The sequence below is a fragment of the Streptococcus danieliae genome (assembly GCF_013415245.1).
GTDB lineage: Bacteria > Bacillota > Bacilli > Lactobacillales > Streptococcaceae > Streptococcus > Streptococcus danieliae_A.
In genome coordinates this window covers 12,674-27,111 of the sequence record NZ_JACBXX010000084.1, presented here as the reverse complement: position 1 = coordinate 27,111, position 14,438 = coordinate 12,674, and the positions used below count along the sequence as shown (strand labels likewise).

Here is a 14,438-nt window from a genome sequence, read left to right as displayed (position 1 = left end):
CCAAACCTTAAAATCCATTGTGAATAGAGAATGGACAAGGTCCTTTCTAGATACGTAGTGGTTTTATATTGTTGTATTTCAAAACTAAGCATCCATTATTTTTCAACTTTTGATTTTAAATGAGTATAAATTTTCATGTAATGCTAGAAAATGGACTCAAGGGCGAAAATTTCAAAGATTTCGTCCTTTTTCCGTGTAAAGACAACCAAAAAAGCCCACGTGGGGCTTGATTTCTTTAAACTTGGCTGTCCTTCCAACGAAGGGCTAATTTCCTGGAGAGGCTTGAGATAAGGAAATTAATGCAGAAGTAGGTAAGGGCCACTAGTGCATAGAGCGTAAAAACCTGTTGGGGTTGGAAGTAGCGGCCCATAAGGATTTGGCTCTTTCCGAATAGTTCTTGCAGGGCGATAACAGAATAGAGGAAGGAGGTATCCTTGATGACGGTTACAAATTGGGAAATAATGGCCGGCAGCATTTTGCGGAAGGCTTGCGGGAAGATGATCAGTGTAAAAATCTGATAGCTGGTAAAGCCTTGGGAGAGGCCGGCCTCGGTTTGGCCGTGGTCAATTGCATTGAGGCCGCCTCGGATGATTTCTGCTAGTGCTGCGGATGTAAAAATGGTAAAGGAGAGAATCCCTGCAGGAAGGGATTTGACCTGAAATACCAAAAAGATAATGAAAATCCACAAGAGGTTAGGGACATTTCTGACAAATTCAATATAGATGCCTGCAATCAGTTTGAGGAGCTGATTGTGGCTATTTCGCATGATGGCGAGGATAGTCCCGAAAAGGGTTGAGAGGATAATCGCCGATACAGAAATAAGCAGTGTGGTCCCTAAGCCCTGGAGGAGGAAACTCAGATTGTAACTGGTAAAAAGTTCAGACATAAGCTTTCCTTTCTAGTGTTAGAGACTGTAGGTCCCTTTGTTGGCTTCTTCGATTCGTCTCCCCCAAGTCGCTAGTGGAAAACATAGAATGAAGTAGAGGAAGGCTGCTCCAGCAAAGGCTGGGACGTAATTGGTGCTTTCGAAGGCCCAAGATTTAGCAACAAACATGATGTCGGCACCGGAAATGATGGCGACGGTTGCAGTGTTTTTAATCAGGTTAACGACCTGGTTGGTCAGTGGGGGGAGGATGGTCCGGATGGCTTGGGGAATGATAATCAGCCGCATGGACTGAGCATAACTAAACCCTTGAGAAAGGGCGGCTTCCGTTTGCCCCTTGGGAACAGCCTCGATTCCTGAGCGGAACACTTCTGCAATATAGGCCCCGTGGTAGAGTCCGACACAAAGAATGCCGGTCCAAAAGGCTGAAATCATAATGGCTCCCTGAGAAACGATGGCAAGACCATAATACACAAAAACAAAGTGAATCAGCAGTGGGGTATTCTGGAAGAATTCCACATAAACGCGGCTACAGGTCTGGGCAATTTTTGAGTGGCTGGAGGCCATGGCCGCAAAGAGGATCCCTAATAGCATGGCCAGGATGAGGGAGCCGGCGGCTAGTCCGAGTGTGTAGAGAAAGCCTCGGAAAAAGCTGCTAGACTCTTGGAAAAGAGCTGCCCATCGACTGAGCGCAAAGGGACTGGTTGTACTTGCAACTAGCATAGAACCTCCTTAGTTTTTTGTTGGTTGTTCAGATTTGAGATTGTAGGTCTCTTGAATCTGTTTCAAAGTGCCATCTTGGTTCCACTTCTCAATCAAGCTATTGATGTAGTTGATTAGTGGACCGTTGGACTTTTTGCTGGCAATCCCGTATTCCTGGGTGTTAAAACCTTGGTCCAGGATTTGGGTTTGTTTGCTGGTGTAGCCAGAGAGGATGGACTTGTCAACGGAAAAAGCATCGATCCGTTGGGCATAGAGTGAGATGGCCAATTCCGGGAAGGAGCCTAGTTCAACAAAGTTGAAGGAGAGACCGTTCTCTTTTGCGAAGGCTTTGAGGTTGGCCTTGGTGGTGGATCCTTGGGAGACGCCGATGGTTTTACCGTCCAGAGCCTTGGGATCTTGAATACCGGATTTTTTATTAACTAGAAAACCAATCTGGTCGTAGTAGTAGGGGGTCGAAATCGCATAGGACCCTTGCCGTTGAGGGGTAATAGTGTAGGTGGCGATGATAAGGTCGACCTGGCCATTGTCCATCAAGGGTTCACGGGTGTGGGAGGTTACAGGTGTGTATTCAATTTTGACACCGAGTTCTTGAGCGATTTCCTTGGCGATGTCAATTTCCATTCCGTGATACTGGTTGTCCTGAGGATCTAGGTAGCCGAAGTTCGGGACATCCTGTTTGACCCCGACGCGGAGAACGCCGGCATCTTTGATCTTTTGCGCTTGCTCGGGAAGCTCAGCTGCAGCAACATTGCTGGATAGAAAGAGCAGGCTGAGACAGAAGGCGACCAGAAAACTGAGCTGTTTGGTGATTTTCATAGCTTCCTCCTAGTCTTCCTTGACCTTGTCACTGGTATGGTTGATGATTTTGCTGAGAAATTGTTGGGCCCGAGGTTCTTGAGGATTGTCAAAGAATTCATGGACATCGGTCGTGTCTACTAGAATTTCACCGTCGGCCATAAAGATAATCCGATCGGCAACTTCGCGGGCAAAGCCCATTTCATGGGTAACAACGACCATGTTGGTGCCGCTACGGGCTAGTTTTTGCATAACGACCAAGACATCGCCGATGGTTTCTGGATCCAAGGCCGATGTTGGTTCGTCAAAGAGTAGGAGTTCGGGTTTCATAGCCAAGCCTCGTGCGATGGCTACCCGTTGTTTTTGCCCACCCGATAGCATACCAGGATAGGAGTCCTTCCGGTCCCACATGTTTACATAGGTCAGGTATTTTTCAGCCAAGGCTAAGGCTTCCTTGGGATCCATTCCTAATACTTTAATGGGAGCAAGTGTGACATTTTCGAGTACAGTTTTGTGGGGATAGAGATTGAAGTGTTGAAAAACCATGCCGACTTCTTTGCGAAGTTGAACCAGATCCTTGTTGGAAGCCTGAACGAGTTCGTGTCCATTGACAATTAGGCTGCCGGTTTCGATCGATTCTAGGGCATTGATGGTCCGGATGAGGGTTGATTTACCAGATCCGGATGGTCCTAAAAGGACAACCACCTGGCCTTTTTCGATTTCTAGATTAATATTTTTAAGGGCGTGGTAGTCGCCGTAGTACTTTTCGACATTTTTAAATTGAATGAGGGACATAAATTTTCTCCTTTTGTCAGAAAGTCTTTCGTTTTTTGTTAGTTTATCAAAAATAGCTTGAAATCGCAAGAAACTGTGTTAGATATTCTAACACAAGGGTTTGAGTGACCTTTTTCTGCAGCAATTTATCTTTGGCTGGGTAAAGGACAAGTGTTTCTTTTGACGGGGTCCTTCTTGAATTTTTAATTAAAAAACAGTATAATAAGACTATAATCATTATTCTAATATAAATAAGTCGAAATTCCCTATGTAGTTAGGAAGGGGAATTCTCATACTCCTTGAAAATATCCCTCTTATGGCAAAAAATTCCATTAGATGCCTATTTCCATCGAGTATCGCCAGCCAATAATTAGAAAGGAGTTCACAATGGAATTTAAAAAAGTTTTGTTGGATTCCCTTGAGTCGGTTTATACAGTCTGTCATCTCCAACATCCAGATGGAGAATATGTATTGGCCGCTTCGGAAGGAAAAGAAGGGGCTTGTTTTGCCTATGATGTGCGAAATCAGTTTCAAAAACAGCTTGTTTGGCAAGGGCCGGGTGGGACAAGGTCAATTATCCAGGTTCCCGGAAGTCTCGATTTTGTGGCCACCCAGGGATTTTATCCGGATTATGATGCCGCCCATTGTCGTCTGGTCTATGGGCATTTTGAAAATGGGTCCTGGCTGATTCAACCCATGCAGGACTTTCCTTATCTGCACCGTTTTGACTTGATTGCTGCAAAAGAGGGGCAAGGTGTCCATTTTTTGGGGCTTTCGATTGCCAATTCCAAGTTATTTCCAGAGGACTGGTTGGACCGGGGCAAGGTCTATGTCGGGCACTTGGATAGGGAGGGTCAGCAGTTGGAGGCCGTTGAGGAACTGCCCTTGCGATTATTGAAATTGCACGGTTACTTCCCTGTCCACCAAGAAGGCTATTCCTTCATCAGTGCTGTCGAAGGTGTTTTTAAGCTCCATATTCCTGAGCGTCTCGGAGCTCCTTGGTCTGTGGAGCAGGTCTATGATCAGGAAATTAGTGACTTGGTTGAGGTTAACTGGTCTGGTCCGGAAGCCAAAGACAAGGCCTTGATTCTTGGTTTTCAAGGGGATCGCTTGCAAGTCTTAAATGCCCTTTTCCAACAAGAAATCTACCGCTTTCCTGAGGCCACCCCTTTTGTCCAAGCCCTTTGGGCGGGATCTTTAGCAGGTCGGGCTAGTGTCCTTTTGGGTTATCGTGAGGGGCGAGCAGAGTTGTTACTCCTGCAAATGCAGGAGCAGGAGGTTGTGACCTACCGAGTTGCTGAGCAGGTCGGAGTGACTAGTGTGCTGGCTTTTAACTACGAGGGACAGGATTATATCTTATCCGCTAACCGTACGCAAAACCAGCTGGTCTGCTACCAAGTTGTCAAAAAAGACTAGCGGAAATAAACAAAAAAACTCGGATTAAATCCGAGTTTTTGAATATGCTAATTGCCGGGATTGAACCGGCGACCTCATCCTTACCATGGATGCGCTCTGCCAACTGAGCTAAATCAGCAATTTACCTAATTAGTATACAAGATGACCAAGTAGGTGTCAATAGTTTTTTTGAAAAAAATTTGAAAAAATTAACGGAACTTGAATCCTTCGTAGACCAAGTCAAGTTTTGGATTGATTTTATGGATCTGTTTGCTGAGGGCAGCCATCATGGGTTGGGGGCCACACATAAAGACTGTACCAGCTTCAGGAAGATTTTCTTCCTGGAAGTTGAGGTAACCATCAACCTGGCTATTGACAAGGTGGAGGTTGAAGTTAGGCTTTTGCGCTGCTTCTGCTTGGAGCAGTTCCAGATGAACAGCGTTTTCTTCACCAGTGTAGGCGTAGCAGAGGTCAATTTCTACCTGGGGTTGTTGGGCTTGGCGTAGGCCTGCCAAAAAGGGAGTTAGGCCAATTCCACCGGCAATCCAAACTTGACACTCAGCTCCCTGGTTGAGGAGCATGTGGCCATAGGCCCGGTCGAGGCCAACCTTGTGTCCAACTTTGAGATTGTGGTAGAGGTTGGCGGTGTGGTCACCAGAGTTTTTAATGGTAAACTGGATTGTTTTTCCTTGTCTGCCTGAGATGGAGAAGGGGTGAGTCTTTTTTTCAAAGCCGTCTTCGCGGACTTGGAGAAAGGCAAATTGGCCAGCTTCGAAGGGGAAGTCCTTTTGCAATTGTAGAGTTAGCTCGATGGTATCATGGTTTAGTTTTTCAATCATTGTCACTTTACCAAAATGAGAAAAACCAAAGGTTGGGTAATAAACCATAGTGTAGAGAGCTGATCCAATACCGATGAGGGCAAAAAGACCGGTGATTACTCCGAGAGGTGTCCAAGTAAAGAGAGCGCCACCCATGATCGTGTAGGTATGGAGAAGTCCAAAGAGGTAGGCTGGGAAAACCAGGCGATGAATCCAGCACCAGGTTTCATAGGGGAGTTTGGTTCCCAAAAAGGCGACTAGGATAAGGGTCAAAAAGAGTCCCAAACTGATATCGCCCATTTGGGCAGCCAAGTTACTGCCCCAGAGTGGTGCCAAGAGGCCGATCATGCCAATCCGGTGAAGGAAGATGAGTACCAATGAGAAGGAAGCCAGCATCTTATGGTATTGGTAGACGTGCTCCAGGCCATTAAAGAGCTGCTCTAGCCAGCTGGCACGAGTGGTGAGCAAGAAGCTCAGTGACAGAGCGGTTAGGGCAAAGGCGGGGATGATAAAATTCACCAAGCCCAGGCTGTTACAACAAATGAGATAAGAAGGAATAAAATTCCTTTAAACGATTTCATGAAAAACCACTATCTAGTAGTAAAAATCTTTTCTAGTATACCAAAAGAGCACCTGATCAGCAACTCGGCTGTTTAGGTGCTCTGCTATTTTTCATTTGGTCTCACTTAAGAGTCTTTTTTAGGGGCTTCCCGCCGAACTTTTTGGCGTAGTTGGAGGAAGGCCTGACCAAAACTAAAGAGGAGGTCTCTTTGCTGGGCCGTCAAGGTTTGGCTACTTTGGATGACTTTCAAGACAGAGTTGATAGCATCCCATTGGAGAAAGGCGTTGATCGAAGTGATGCCTCCTTCTTCAAGAATCGAGAAGAAGGTTTGAATGACTTCGGCCAGATTTTGATCAGGCACCTGCTCAATCAACTGGAGCATGGTTGCTTCCAATTGCTGACTTTCAGCAGAGAGTTCCGGAGCCTGTTTAAAGGCATGCTCACTGATTTCCCAGGTAAAGGTATTGTGTTGGGACAGACCATTGCGCACCGTGCTCTGAACAATCTGAGCTGGAGCTTGCGAATGGAGGAGGATTCCAACCACCGAATTTTCAGGGATGTAGCGTTGAATTTTCTCGTGAATATTCTGGTAGTCGGAACTATTTAAAACACTGGTGTGGAGTCCTGGACCATCAAAGGAATAAATTTGGTTGATTTTTTCCTGAAGATCGGCAGGCACTTGGCTAGCTGCATAGATAGCCAGATTGCCCCCTTTTGAATGACCGCTCAGATAGATTTCTCCTTCCAGGGCCTCTAGCGCTTGCTGGAGATAGGATTTGGCCAGGTACTGGGCAGGCACCTCTGTTTGATAGGACATGAGGAGGTCCTCCTTCCAACCGACCAAGCTATCATCGGTTCCCCGGAAACTAATCACAAAGGTCTTGGGTTTGAGGCAGAAGACCAGGGCTGAAAATTGGACATTTTCAGCGGGATCAATCGTGTTTTCAAAGCCCATGAGTTTGAGATTTTTATAGCGTTTGCTGGCAACCATAGCTTCTAGCAATTGGTAGCGCTCGGTCATCAGAGGTGATGGATCCTTAGGGATTTGTGGAGCCAATTCTACCAATCGGCTTGCTTGTTGGGTCGCAAAGCTGGAAGAAACGAGATCATCAAAGGGGAGATAGCTCAGTTCGGCTAAAAGAAGATAGTCGATTTCCCCATAGGGGCGATCGTAGAGATCATCGTATTGGACCTTTTTGATGTAGTCTAAGGTGTTCATGCAGGTTCCACTTTCTGGCTAGCTCGGAACAGGGTGAGGGCTGTGTAGAAGCCGACAAAAACGATAATCCAGCTCAGTACATCGAGTGAGAGACTCTTGACTAGGGTTGCGGCAATGATAACCCCAATCACACCACCTACAATAAACCAGCCCAAGCCCTTTTTATGATAGCTTTCGGTTTTGATAAAGGTCAAGGAAACCACAGGTGCCAAGGCGGCACAGGAGGTCATCATGATAGGGAAGGCTGCAAGTGGATTCATCCCCAAGAGGTAGACCATAACCATACAAGGAGCATAGAGGCCAACACCGGCGGACATGAGAACACCGAGGATAAAGTTTCCAACAACTCCGATAAGGAGGGCAAGACCGCTAAGTCCCATGGCAGTATTACCACTACCAAGAGAGTCGACCAGACCGGTAATCCGACTGAGCATTAGGGTACTGGTTACCAGCATGGCGATGGAAATGGTCCGTAAAATCAGTTGTCGGTTTAGGCGGCTGACAATGTGACTGCCGACTTGGCCCCCGATGGTGGCTGCTAGAACCATTGATCCAAGCGTTAGTGGTTCCACCTGTACGGCAGTAATAAAGAAGAGGGATTCCGCTAGGAGGGCCAGTGTATGGCCAACATTGAGGGTTCCGGGCAGGTGGCGGTCATCGTCCAGATAGCGGGTTGCTCGGAAAAGTGCGGTTGTGGTTAGGTAAGAGCCAATCCCAAGGGTGTCCAGGAAGTCGGTGACAAAGCCGATAGCAAATCCGGTCAGGGTCTTGGGGCCTCGCTCAAATAGGACGGGCAGACTGGCTCTCCGTCCGAGAGCCACAGTATAAATGATAGATAGGACCATCAAAATGATCAGAATAACAGTAACGATAAGAATTCTCCTTTCAAATGGGCTTTGTGTAAATAGGTTTGAGGACAGGAGGGCTGTTAGAGGAGCCCTCCTTGGCAAGACGGATGCAGTCTGCTTCAGCCTCCTCCACTTGCTTCTCGCCCTCTATTCGGTTATTAGTATACCATAGAAGTTAGTTAGTCTTTGCTGGGGGAGGCTTTGGCTATTTTTTCTATCAGATAAGTATTAAAAATGGCAGTCCTGTGATAGAATAAGAGGTGTTTAATTAAAGGGAGTAAAATATGAAAGCATTTCGAAAAAAGGATGGTAGCCAGCAACGGACGGAGATGCGGCGCCATCTAGGTTTGCGGGATCTCTTGTTTTTAGGGACGGGAGCTATGGTGGGAACAGGGATTTTCACCATTACCGGGATTGGAGCAGCTACGCTGGCTGGTCCAGCCCTGGTCATTTCAATTATTGTTTCCGCCTTCTGTGTCGGCTTGTCGGCTCTCTTTTTTGCCGAATTTGCCTCGCGGATTCCGGCTTCGGGTGGGGCCTATTCCTATATCTATTCCGTTTTCGGCGAGTATCCTGCCTGGATGGTGGGCTGGTTTACCATTTTAGAATACTTGATGGCAGTGTCGGGCGTGGCTGCTGGTTGGGCTGGCTATTTGAAAGGCCTACTGGCTTCCTTTGGCTGGGAGATGCCTGAGGCTCTGAGTGGCACCTTTAACCCAGAAGCGGGCACCTATATTGACCTGCTTCCGGTCCTGGTGGTTGTGTTTGTCACAGCGGTGGTACTCTTGCAGTCAAAAACAGCTCTGCGCTTGAATTCTTTACTGGTGGTCTTGAAATTCTCGGCGCTCCTACTTTTTATTCTAGTTGGGGTCTTCTATGTTCAACCAGCTAACTGGAGTAACTTTGCTCCCTTTGGCTTTGGTTCTCTCTACGGGGCTAAAACAGGGATTATGGCTGGTGCCTCGCTTATGTTCTTTAGCTTTTTAGGATACGAGTCCTTGTCTATGGCTGTGGATGAAGTGGAGGAGCCACAAAAGAATGTTCCGCGTGGTATCGGTCTTGCCTTGGTTGTGGTGACGGTGATGTATATCTTGGTGACCTTGGTTTTAACCGGGATTGTGCCTTATGAGCAGTTGAATGTGCCGGATGCAGTTGCCTTTGCCTTGCGCAGTGCCAATCTAGGCTGGGCTGCCAACTATGTGTCCCTGGTAGCGATTCTAACCTTGATCACCGTATGTATTTCCTTGACCTATGCTCTGTCACGGATGATTTATTCGATTGCGCGTGATGGCTTATTGCCGCAGGCCTTTCGGAAATTGGATCCCCAGAGCAAGGTGCCGACCAATGCGACCTTGCTGGTGGGATTCTTTGCCGCCCTGTTTGCAGGGGTCTTCCCTCTCGCTAGTCTGGCTTCCTTCCTAAACATTGTGACCTTGGCCTACCTGATTATTTTGGCCTTTGGACTCATTCGTTTACGGCAGGTTGAGGGCTTGCCCGGTTCCCAAGAGTTTAAAACTCCCTGGGTACCCTTTTTGCCAATCCTATCCATTTTGATCTGCCTCTCCTTTATGGTTCAGTATGATGGGGCTACCTGGTTGGCCTTTGGGATTTCCATTATCTTGGGCAGCCTTATCTATTTTTTATATGGCCAAAACTATTCGGCCTTGAACAAATAAGACCGTCCTTTTGAGGACGGTTTTTTAGTGGATTTTTTCATTCTTCTTTTGCTTGGATAGCCGCATCATGATACAATAAGTTACAGAATTTAAAAGGAGCTTTCTATGAACCATTTAACAACCATGCTGACTCAAGAGTTCGGAATTGTTTTTGGCAATACGACCCTCTTGGAAACCGCTTTTACCCATACTTCTTATGCTAATGAGCACCGTCTCTTAAACATTTCACATAATGAACGTTTGGAATTTTTAGGAGACGCTGTTCTACAGCTCTTGATTTCGGAATATTTATATGGCCATTTTCCGGAAAAACCTGAAGGAGAATTGTCCAAATTACGGTCGATGATGGTGCGGGAGGAAAGTCTTGCCGGTTTTTCCCGGGACTGTAAATTTGACCAATACATCCGCCTGGGGAAGGGGGAAGAAAAAAATGGCGGACGCAATCGCGAGACCATCCTGGGGGATCTGTTCGAAGCCTTTCTAGGAGCCCTGCTTTTGGATCAGGGTGTTGATGCTGTCCGATCCTTTATCACTATCCACATTATCCCCAAAATTGAAACAGGTCAGTTTGAGCGTGTGGTGGACTACAAAACACAATTACAGGAGATTCTGCAGGCTGGTGGCGATGTCCAAATCCGCTACCAGGTATTGCAGGAGTCTGGACCAGCCCATGCCAAGGAATTTTTGGTGGGTGTTTTCTTAAATGACCAAAAGCTAACCCAGGGGACGGGACGCTCGAAAAAAATAGCGGAACAAGAGGCGGCCAAGAAGGCCATCGCTGAGAGGGAAGCAGATGTACTTAAAGGAAATTGAAATCCAGGGCTTTAAATCCTTTGCGGACAAGACAACTGTAACCTTTGATGAAGGTGTAACCGCGATTGTCGGTCCCAACGGCTCAGGGAAAAGTAATATTACAGAGAGTCTTCGGTGGGCCTTGGGGGAATCCAGTGTCAAAAGTCTGCGTGGGGGCAAGATGCCGGATGTCATTTTCGCGGGAACAGAGTCCCGGTCTCCTCTCAACTATGCCCGTGTGCGGGTGACCTTGGACAACCAGGACCAGTACTTGACCGGTCAAGGGGAGCAGGTTCAGATTGAACGGCAGATTTTTCGCAATGGGGATAGTGAGTATCGGATCGATGGCCGCAAGGTTCGGCTCAAGGATATCCATGAGTTGTTTATGGATACTGGTTTGGGGCGGGATTCCTTTTCGATAATCTCCCAGGGCAAGGTCGAGGAAATTTTTACCAGTAAGCCAGAGGAGCGTCGGGCGATTTTTGAAGAGGCTGCGGGTGTCTTGAAGTACAAGACCCGGCGGAAGGAGACTGAATCCAAGCTCAAACAAACCCAGGAAAACCTAGATCGCCTGGAAGATATTCTGTATGAGCTGGATTTGCAGCTCCCTCCTCTCAAAGAACAGGCGGAGGTGGCCCGCCGTTTTCAAACCTTAGATAGTCGGCGTTCTCAAGCTACTTTAGATTTAATCCTTGCGCAATTGGATCAAGGAAGGTTGGAGCTGGATCAAGTGGTTGCCGCTCTAAGTCAAGTTGAGGACCGGTTGAGTTCCTTTAAAGAGCGCCGTCGGGCCCTGGAGGAGGACTTACAGACTTGCCGGACCAAGAGTCAGGCAGTTGAAGCGGAGATGACCAAGAAGCAGGAAGATTTATTGGCCTTGACGTCCTTAGTGGCGGATTATCAAACCAAGCAAGCCTTGTTGCAGCAAGAAAGTCAGCAATCGGGTCAAGTGGAGACCGAGGGGCGTAAGCGTCTGGAGCTTTTGGGACAAGGAGAGGTCGAGCTGAGGGCAGCTCTGGAGCAGTTGGATGAGGAGTTGGCCTCAGAGAGGCAAAGCCTATCGGTCTTGCAGACTGAAGAGCAGGAGCTCCGCCAACGGCTGAGTCAGTCCGAGGATCCCGAGAGTCATTTGGAAAAATTACGGGAAGATTATTTGGAACTCTTACGCCGGGAGGCGGACTTGAGTAACCAGGTGACCGCTTTGGAAACCCAGTTAGAGGCCCAGGTCTTGCGGGATTCTCAGAAAAGTCAAGAACGGCAAGAATTGAGCCAGCAACAAAAAGCGGCCCGGGAACAGCTGGACCGTTTAAGTGGGGACTTAGAAGCTGTTGAAAAAGAGCTGGCTGCTGCCCTAGCAGACTATCAAGCGCGGGATCAAAAACTTCTGCAGCAGCGTCAGTCTTATCAGCAGCACCAAGAAGCCTATTTCAGTCAGCTGGAGACAGTTCGTAAACTAGATGCACGTAGGGAAAGTCTGGAAAATATTCTAGCCAACCACTCCAATCTCTATGCGGGTGTGCGCAGCGTCTTGATGGCTCAAGATCGTCTGCCGGGAATTCGGGGAGTGGTGAGTGAGCATCTCAGCTTTGACCTCCGGTTCCAGCAGGCCTTGGATGTAGCCCTGGGTGCCAGCAGTCAGCATTTGATTGTGGCAGACGAAGAGGCTGCCACTCAGGCTATTGCCTATCTCCAAAAACAGCGGGCAGGTCGGGCTACCTTCCTTCCTCTGACACGGATTCAGGCTCGGACGATTTCGGAGCAACAGGCAGCTACTCTGGCGCAAGCTCCAGGCTTTTTGGGAATGGCTGTTGATGTTATCGCCTACGATCCAGAACTGGCCGGCATCTATGGGAACCTCTTGGGAACCATTGCGATTTTTGAAACCATTGACCAGGCCCGGCAAGCCGCTCGGCAGCTCAACTATCGCCTGCGTTTGATTACCCTAGACGGGACTGAAATTCGGGCCGGTGGTGCCTATGCCGGCGGGAGCCAGCGCAATAATCAGAGCCTTTTGCTCAAGCCTGAGTTGGAGCAGGTTCAAGTGCAACTCCAGGCAGCCCAGGTGCAACTGGGTCAGCAGGAAGCAGCCTTGGCCGCAATTAAAAAAGAGGTAGATGCAGACCAAGAAGAGCTGGATCAGCTGAAAATAAAGGGCGAAGCTATTCGCCACAAGGAACAAGCCATCCGCCTCAATTGGGAACAAGCCCAAAGTGATGTAGACCGCCTCCAGACTCTCTTAGACAAAAAGACCCAGAGAGCAGGTCTTGAACAAACACCACACTTACAAGAACAGGTGACAGCTTTGAAAGCGGAGCTTCAGAAACTGGGGCAGGAAAAAATCAAACTGGAACAAGACCTAGAGGCACTACGAGAAAACAAGGATGCGCACCGTGATCAGGTCAAGGAACTGGAAGAACAACTTCAACTCCTCCTGGTTGAGCAAACCAGCAAAAAAGGCCAACTCACCCTCTTGCAAAGTCAGCAGGAAGCCAAAACAGCTCAGTTGACCAGCATCAACCAGGAGCAAGAAGACCTAAAGAGTCGCCTCCAGCAATTGGCATCTCTGGAAGAATTGCAAGGCCAGGCCGATACTTTGGAAAAAGCTCTTCAGGAAACCCAGACGCAAAAGGAGTCTAACCAACAGAGCTTGATCCGCCTACGCTTTGAAAAGGAAGACCTAGAAGCCCAGGTTGAAGAACTCAATGACCAACTAGACCAAGCTCGGTCTGAAAACGAAGGTCTAATTCGTGAAGAAGCCCAACTGGATTCGCAATGCTCCAACCTAGAAACAGCCTTGCGCCGGGACTTGCAACGCCTAACCGATGATTATCAATTAACAGTTGAAGCAGCGCGTGAGCAGGTCCAGCCTGTTCAAGACCTGGACCAGGCACGCGCCGAAGTCAAAGACCTGGAGCAGGCCATCAAGGCCCTCGGCCCTGTCAATCTGGCAGCTTTAGAACAATATGAAGAAGTACAGAGCCGGCATGACTTCTTAATGGGTCAACGCCAGGATATCCTGGATGCTAAGAGTCTATTGATGGACACCATGGATGAGATGAACCAAGAAGTTCGCGAACGCTTCCAAACAACCTTTGAAGCTATTCGCCAGAGCTTCAAGGAAACCTTCAGTCAAATGTTCGGAGGCGGTCAAGCCGACCTCTTCTTAACTGATCCTGATCTCCTCGTCGCGGGTGTAGAGATTTCTGTTCAACCACCCGGTAAAAAGATCCAATCTTTGAATCTGATGAGTGGTGGCGAAAAGGCTTTGTCAGCCTTGGCTCTACTATTTGCCATTATTCGCGTCAAGACCATTCCCTTTGTGATTTTGGATGAGGTTGAGGCAGCCCTGGATGAAGCCAATGTCAAACGCTTTGGTGATTACCTCAAACGCTTTGACCAACGCTCTCAATTTATCGTCGTAACCCACCGCAAAGGAACCATGGCCGCCGCAGATAGTATGTATGGCGTGACCATGCAGGAATCAGGAGTCTCCAGTCTGGTTTCCGTCCGTCTTAAGGATCTGGAAGAAGGCAGTTAGTCAACCGAAAATTAAGAAAACGCTATCCCCCCTTCTCGTAGATGATTGATGAGAAGGGGGGATAGCGTTTTTCTGAACATTGTAGCATGTTTTATTTGAAAAAAAAGAAACCATGGTATAGTTAGAGTAAGAAAAGAAAGCGTTATCAATCCAAAGCTTATAGGACGAAAAAACTCAGTGTATACAATACGAGTTTGGGATAAAAGTCTTCCCTTTCCTATTTTATACATAAGTTTTGAGTAGAAACTGGCTGCTGATTGTAATCCTAAGGATTCCTTGAAAAAATTTGATGATGGAAAGTAATAGGTATTGTTCGGGATAATTTATGAAGAGCTTATAAAAAGTGGGTCTCTATCTGTGGAAGGGAGGAAAAGATATTTGTGTTCAGATTGATATACCCAAAGGTGGAGTTACT

General features: G+C 47.6%; 10 protein-coding genes, 1 tRNA gene and 1 pseudogene. 4 read left to right on the top strand and 8 right to left on the bottom strand.

Features of this window, described 5'->3' with window-relative positions:
- Window positions 1-235 precede the first annotated feature (235 nt).
- From HZY94_RS03175 to HZY94_RS03160, 4 genes are read right to left on the bottom strand one after another with little or no spacing between them, the layout of a single operon-like run.
- A complete protein-coding gene (locus tag HZY94_RS03175; RefSeq protein ID WP_160332912.1) occupies window positions 236-886 on the bottom strand; it encodes an amino acid ABC transporter permease in 651 nt (216 codons plus the stop codon).
- Window positions 887-904: 18 nt separating this feature from the next.
- Entirely contained in the window at window positions 905-1,606 is a 702-nt protein-coding gene (locus HZY94_RS03170; protein ID WP_179924977.1) for an amino acid ABC transporter permease, read from the bottom strand.
- A 9-nt stretch (window positions 1,607-1,615) separates the two neighbouring features.
- Window positions 1,616-2,422: a transporter substrate-binding domain-containing protein gene (locus tag HZY94_RS03165; protein ID WP_179924976.1), complete on the bottom strand. Its 807-nt coding sequence runs from the start codon at window positions 2,420-2,422 to the stop codon at window positions 1,616-1,618.
- Between the two features lie 9 nt (window positions 2,423-2,431).
- Window positions 2,432-3,196 carry an amino acid ABC transporter ATP-binding protein gene (locus HZY94_RS03160; protein WP_160332915.1) on the bottom strand — a complete coding sequence of 255 codons (765 nt, stop codon included), beginning with the start codon at window positions 3,194-3,196 and terminating at the stop codon, window positions 2,432-2,434.
- Window positions 3,197-3,562: 366 nt separating this feature from the next.
- Here HZY94_RS03160 and HZY94_RS03155 point away from each other — a divergent pair, with 366 nt between their 5' ends.
- On the top strand, window positions 3,563-4,591 hold the full coding sequence (locus HZY94_RS03155) for a hypothetical protein (protein WP_179924975.1): 1,029 nt from the start codon (window positions 3,563-3,565) through the stop codon (window positions 4,589-4,591).
- Window positions 4,592-4,636: 45 nt separating this feature from the next.
- Here HZY94_RS03155 and HZY94_RS03150 read toward each other — a convergent pair.
- The 4 genes and pseudogenes from HZY94_RS03150 to HZY94_RS03135 all read right to left on the bottom strand — a co-directional run bounded on the left by HZY94_RS03150 (window position 4,637) and on the right by HZY94_RS03135 (window position 8,119).
- A tRNA-Thr gene (locus HZY94_RS03150) sits at window positions 4,637-4,709 on the bottom strand.
- A gap of 70 nt (window positions 4,710-4,779) precedes the next feature.
- Window positions 4,780-5,969, bottom strand: a pseudogene (locus tag HZY94_RS03145) (ferredoxin reductase family protein).
- 105 nt (window positions 5,970-6,074) lie between these two features.
- Complete coding sequence (locus HZY94_RS03140; protein ID WP_179924974.1) at window positions 6,075-7,169, bottom strand: Mbeg1-like protein; 1,095 nt, start codon at window positions 7,167-7,169, stop codon at window positions 6,075-6,077.
- Complete coding sequence (locus HZY94_RS03135) at window positions 7,166-8,119, bottom strand: permease (RefSeq protein ID WP_228064541.1); 954 nt, start codon at window positions 8,117-8,119, stop codon at window positions 7,166-7,168. The genes HZY94_RS03140 and HZY94_RS03135 overlap by 4 nt, the downstream gene beginning before the upstream one ends.
- 182 nt (window positions 8,120-8,301) lie before the next feature.
- Between HZY94_RS03135 and HZY94_RS03130 the strand changes: the two genes are divergently transcribed.
- From HZY94_RS03130 to smc, 3 genes are all read left to right on the top strand, one after another.
- Window positions 8,302-9,693 (top strand): APC family permease, encoded by a 1,392-nt coding sequence (locus HZY94_RS03130; protein WP_160332919.1) that lies wholly within the window; start codon window positions 8,302-8,304, stop codon window positions 9,691-9,693.
- Window positions 9,694-9,798: 105 nt separating this feature from the next.
- Window positions 9,799-10,506, top strand: coding sequence for a ribonuclease III (rnc, locus tag HZY94_RS03125; protein ID WP_160333407.1), 708 nt, complete (start codon window positions 9,799-9,801; stop codon window positions 10,504-10,506).
- Window positions 10,487-14,023, top strand: a complete 3,537-nt coding sequence (smc, locus tag HZY94_RS03120; protein ID WP_179924973.1) for a chromosome segregation protein SMC — start codon at window positions 10,487-10,489, stop codon at window positions 14,021-14,023. The genes rnc and smc overlap by 20 nt, the downstream gene beginning before the upstream one ends.
- Window positions 14,024-14,438: the final 415 nt, after the last annotated feature.

Coding starts and splice junctions, on each gene's coding strand:
- HZY94_RS03175 (WP_160332912.1), bottom strand. CDS start 886: ATGTCTGAACTTTTTACCAGTTACAATCTGAGTTTCCTCCTCCAGGGC.
- HZY94_RS03170 (WP_179924977.1), bottom strand. CDS start 1,606: ATGCTAGTTGCAAGTACAACCAGTCCCTTTGCGCTCAGTCGATGGGCA.
- HZY94_RS03165 (WP_179924976.1), bottom strand. CDS start 2,422: ATGAAAATCACCAAACAGCTCAGTTTTCTGGTCGCCTTCTGTCTCAGC.
- HZY94_RS03160 (WP_160332915.1), bottom strand. CDS start 3,196: ATGTCCCTCATTCAATTTAAAAATGTCGAAAAGTACTACGGCGACTAC.
- HZY94_RS03155 (WP_179924975.1), top strand. CDS start 3,563: ATGGAATTTAAAAAAGTTTTGTTGGATTCCCTTGAGTCGGTTTATACA.
- HZY94_RS03140 (WP_179924974.1), bottom strand. CDS start 7,169: ATGAACACCTTAGACTACATCAAAAAGGTCCAATACGATGATCTCTAC.
- HZY94_RS03130 (WP_160332919.1), top strand. CDS start 8,302: ATGAAAGCATTTCGAAAAAAGGATGGTAGCCAGCAACGGACGGAGATG.
- rnc (WP_160333407.1), top strand. CDS start 9,799: ATGAACCATTTAACAACCATGCTGACTCAAGAGTTCGGAATTGTTTTT.
- smc (WP_179924973.1), top strand. CDS start 10,487: ATGTACTTAAAGGAAATTGAAATCCAGGGCTTTAAATCCTTTGCGGAC.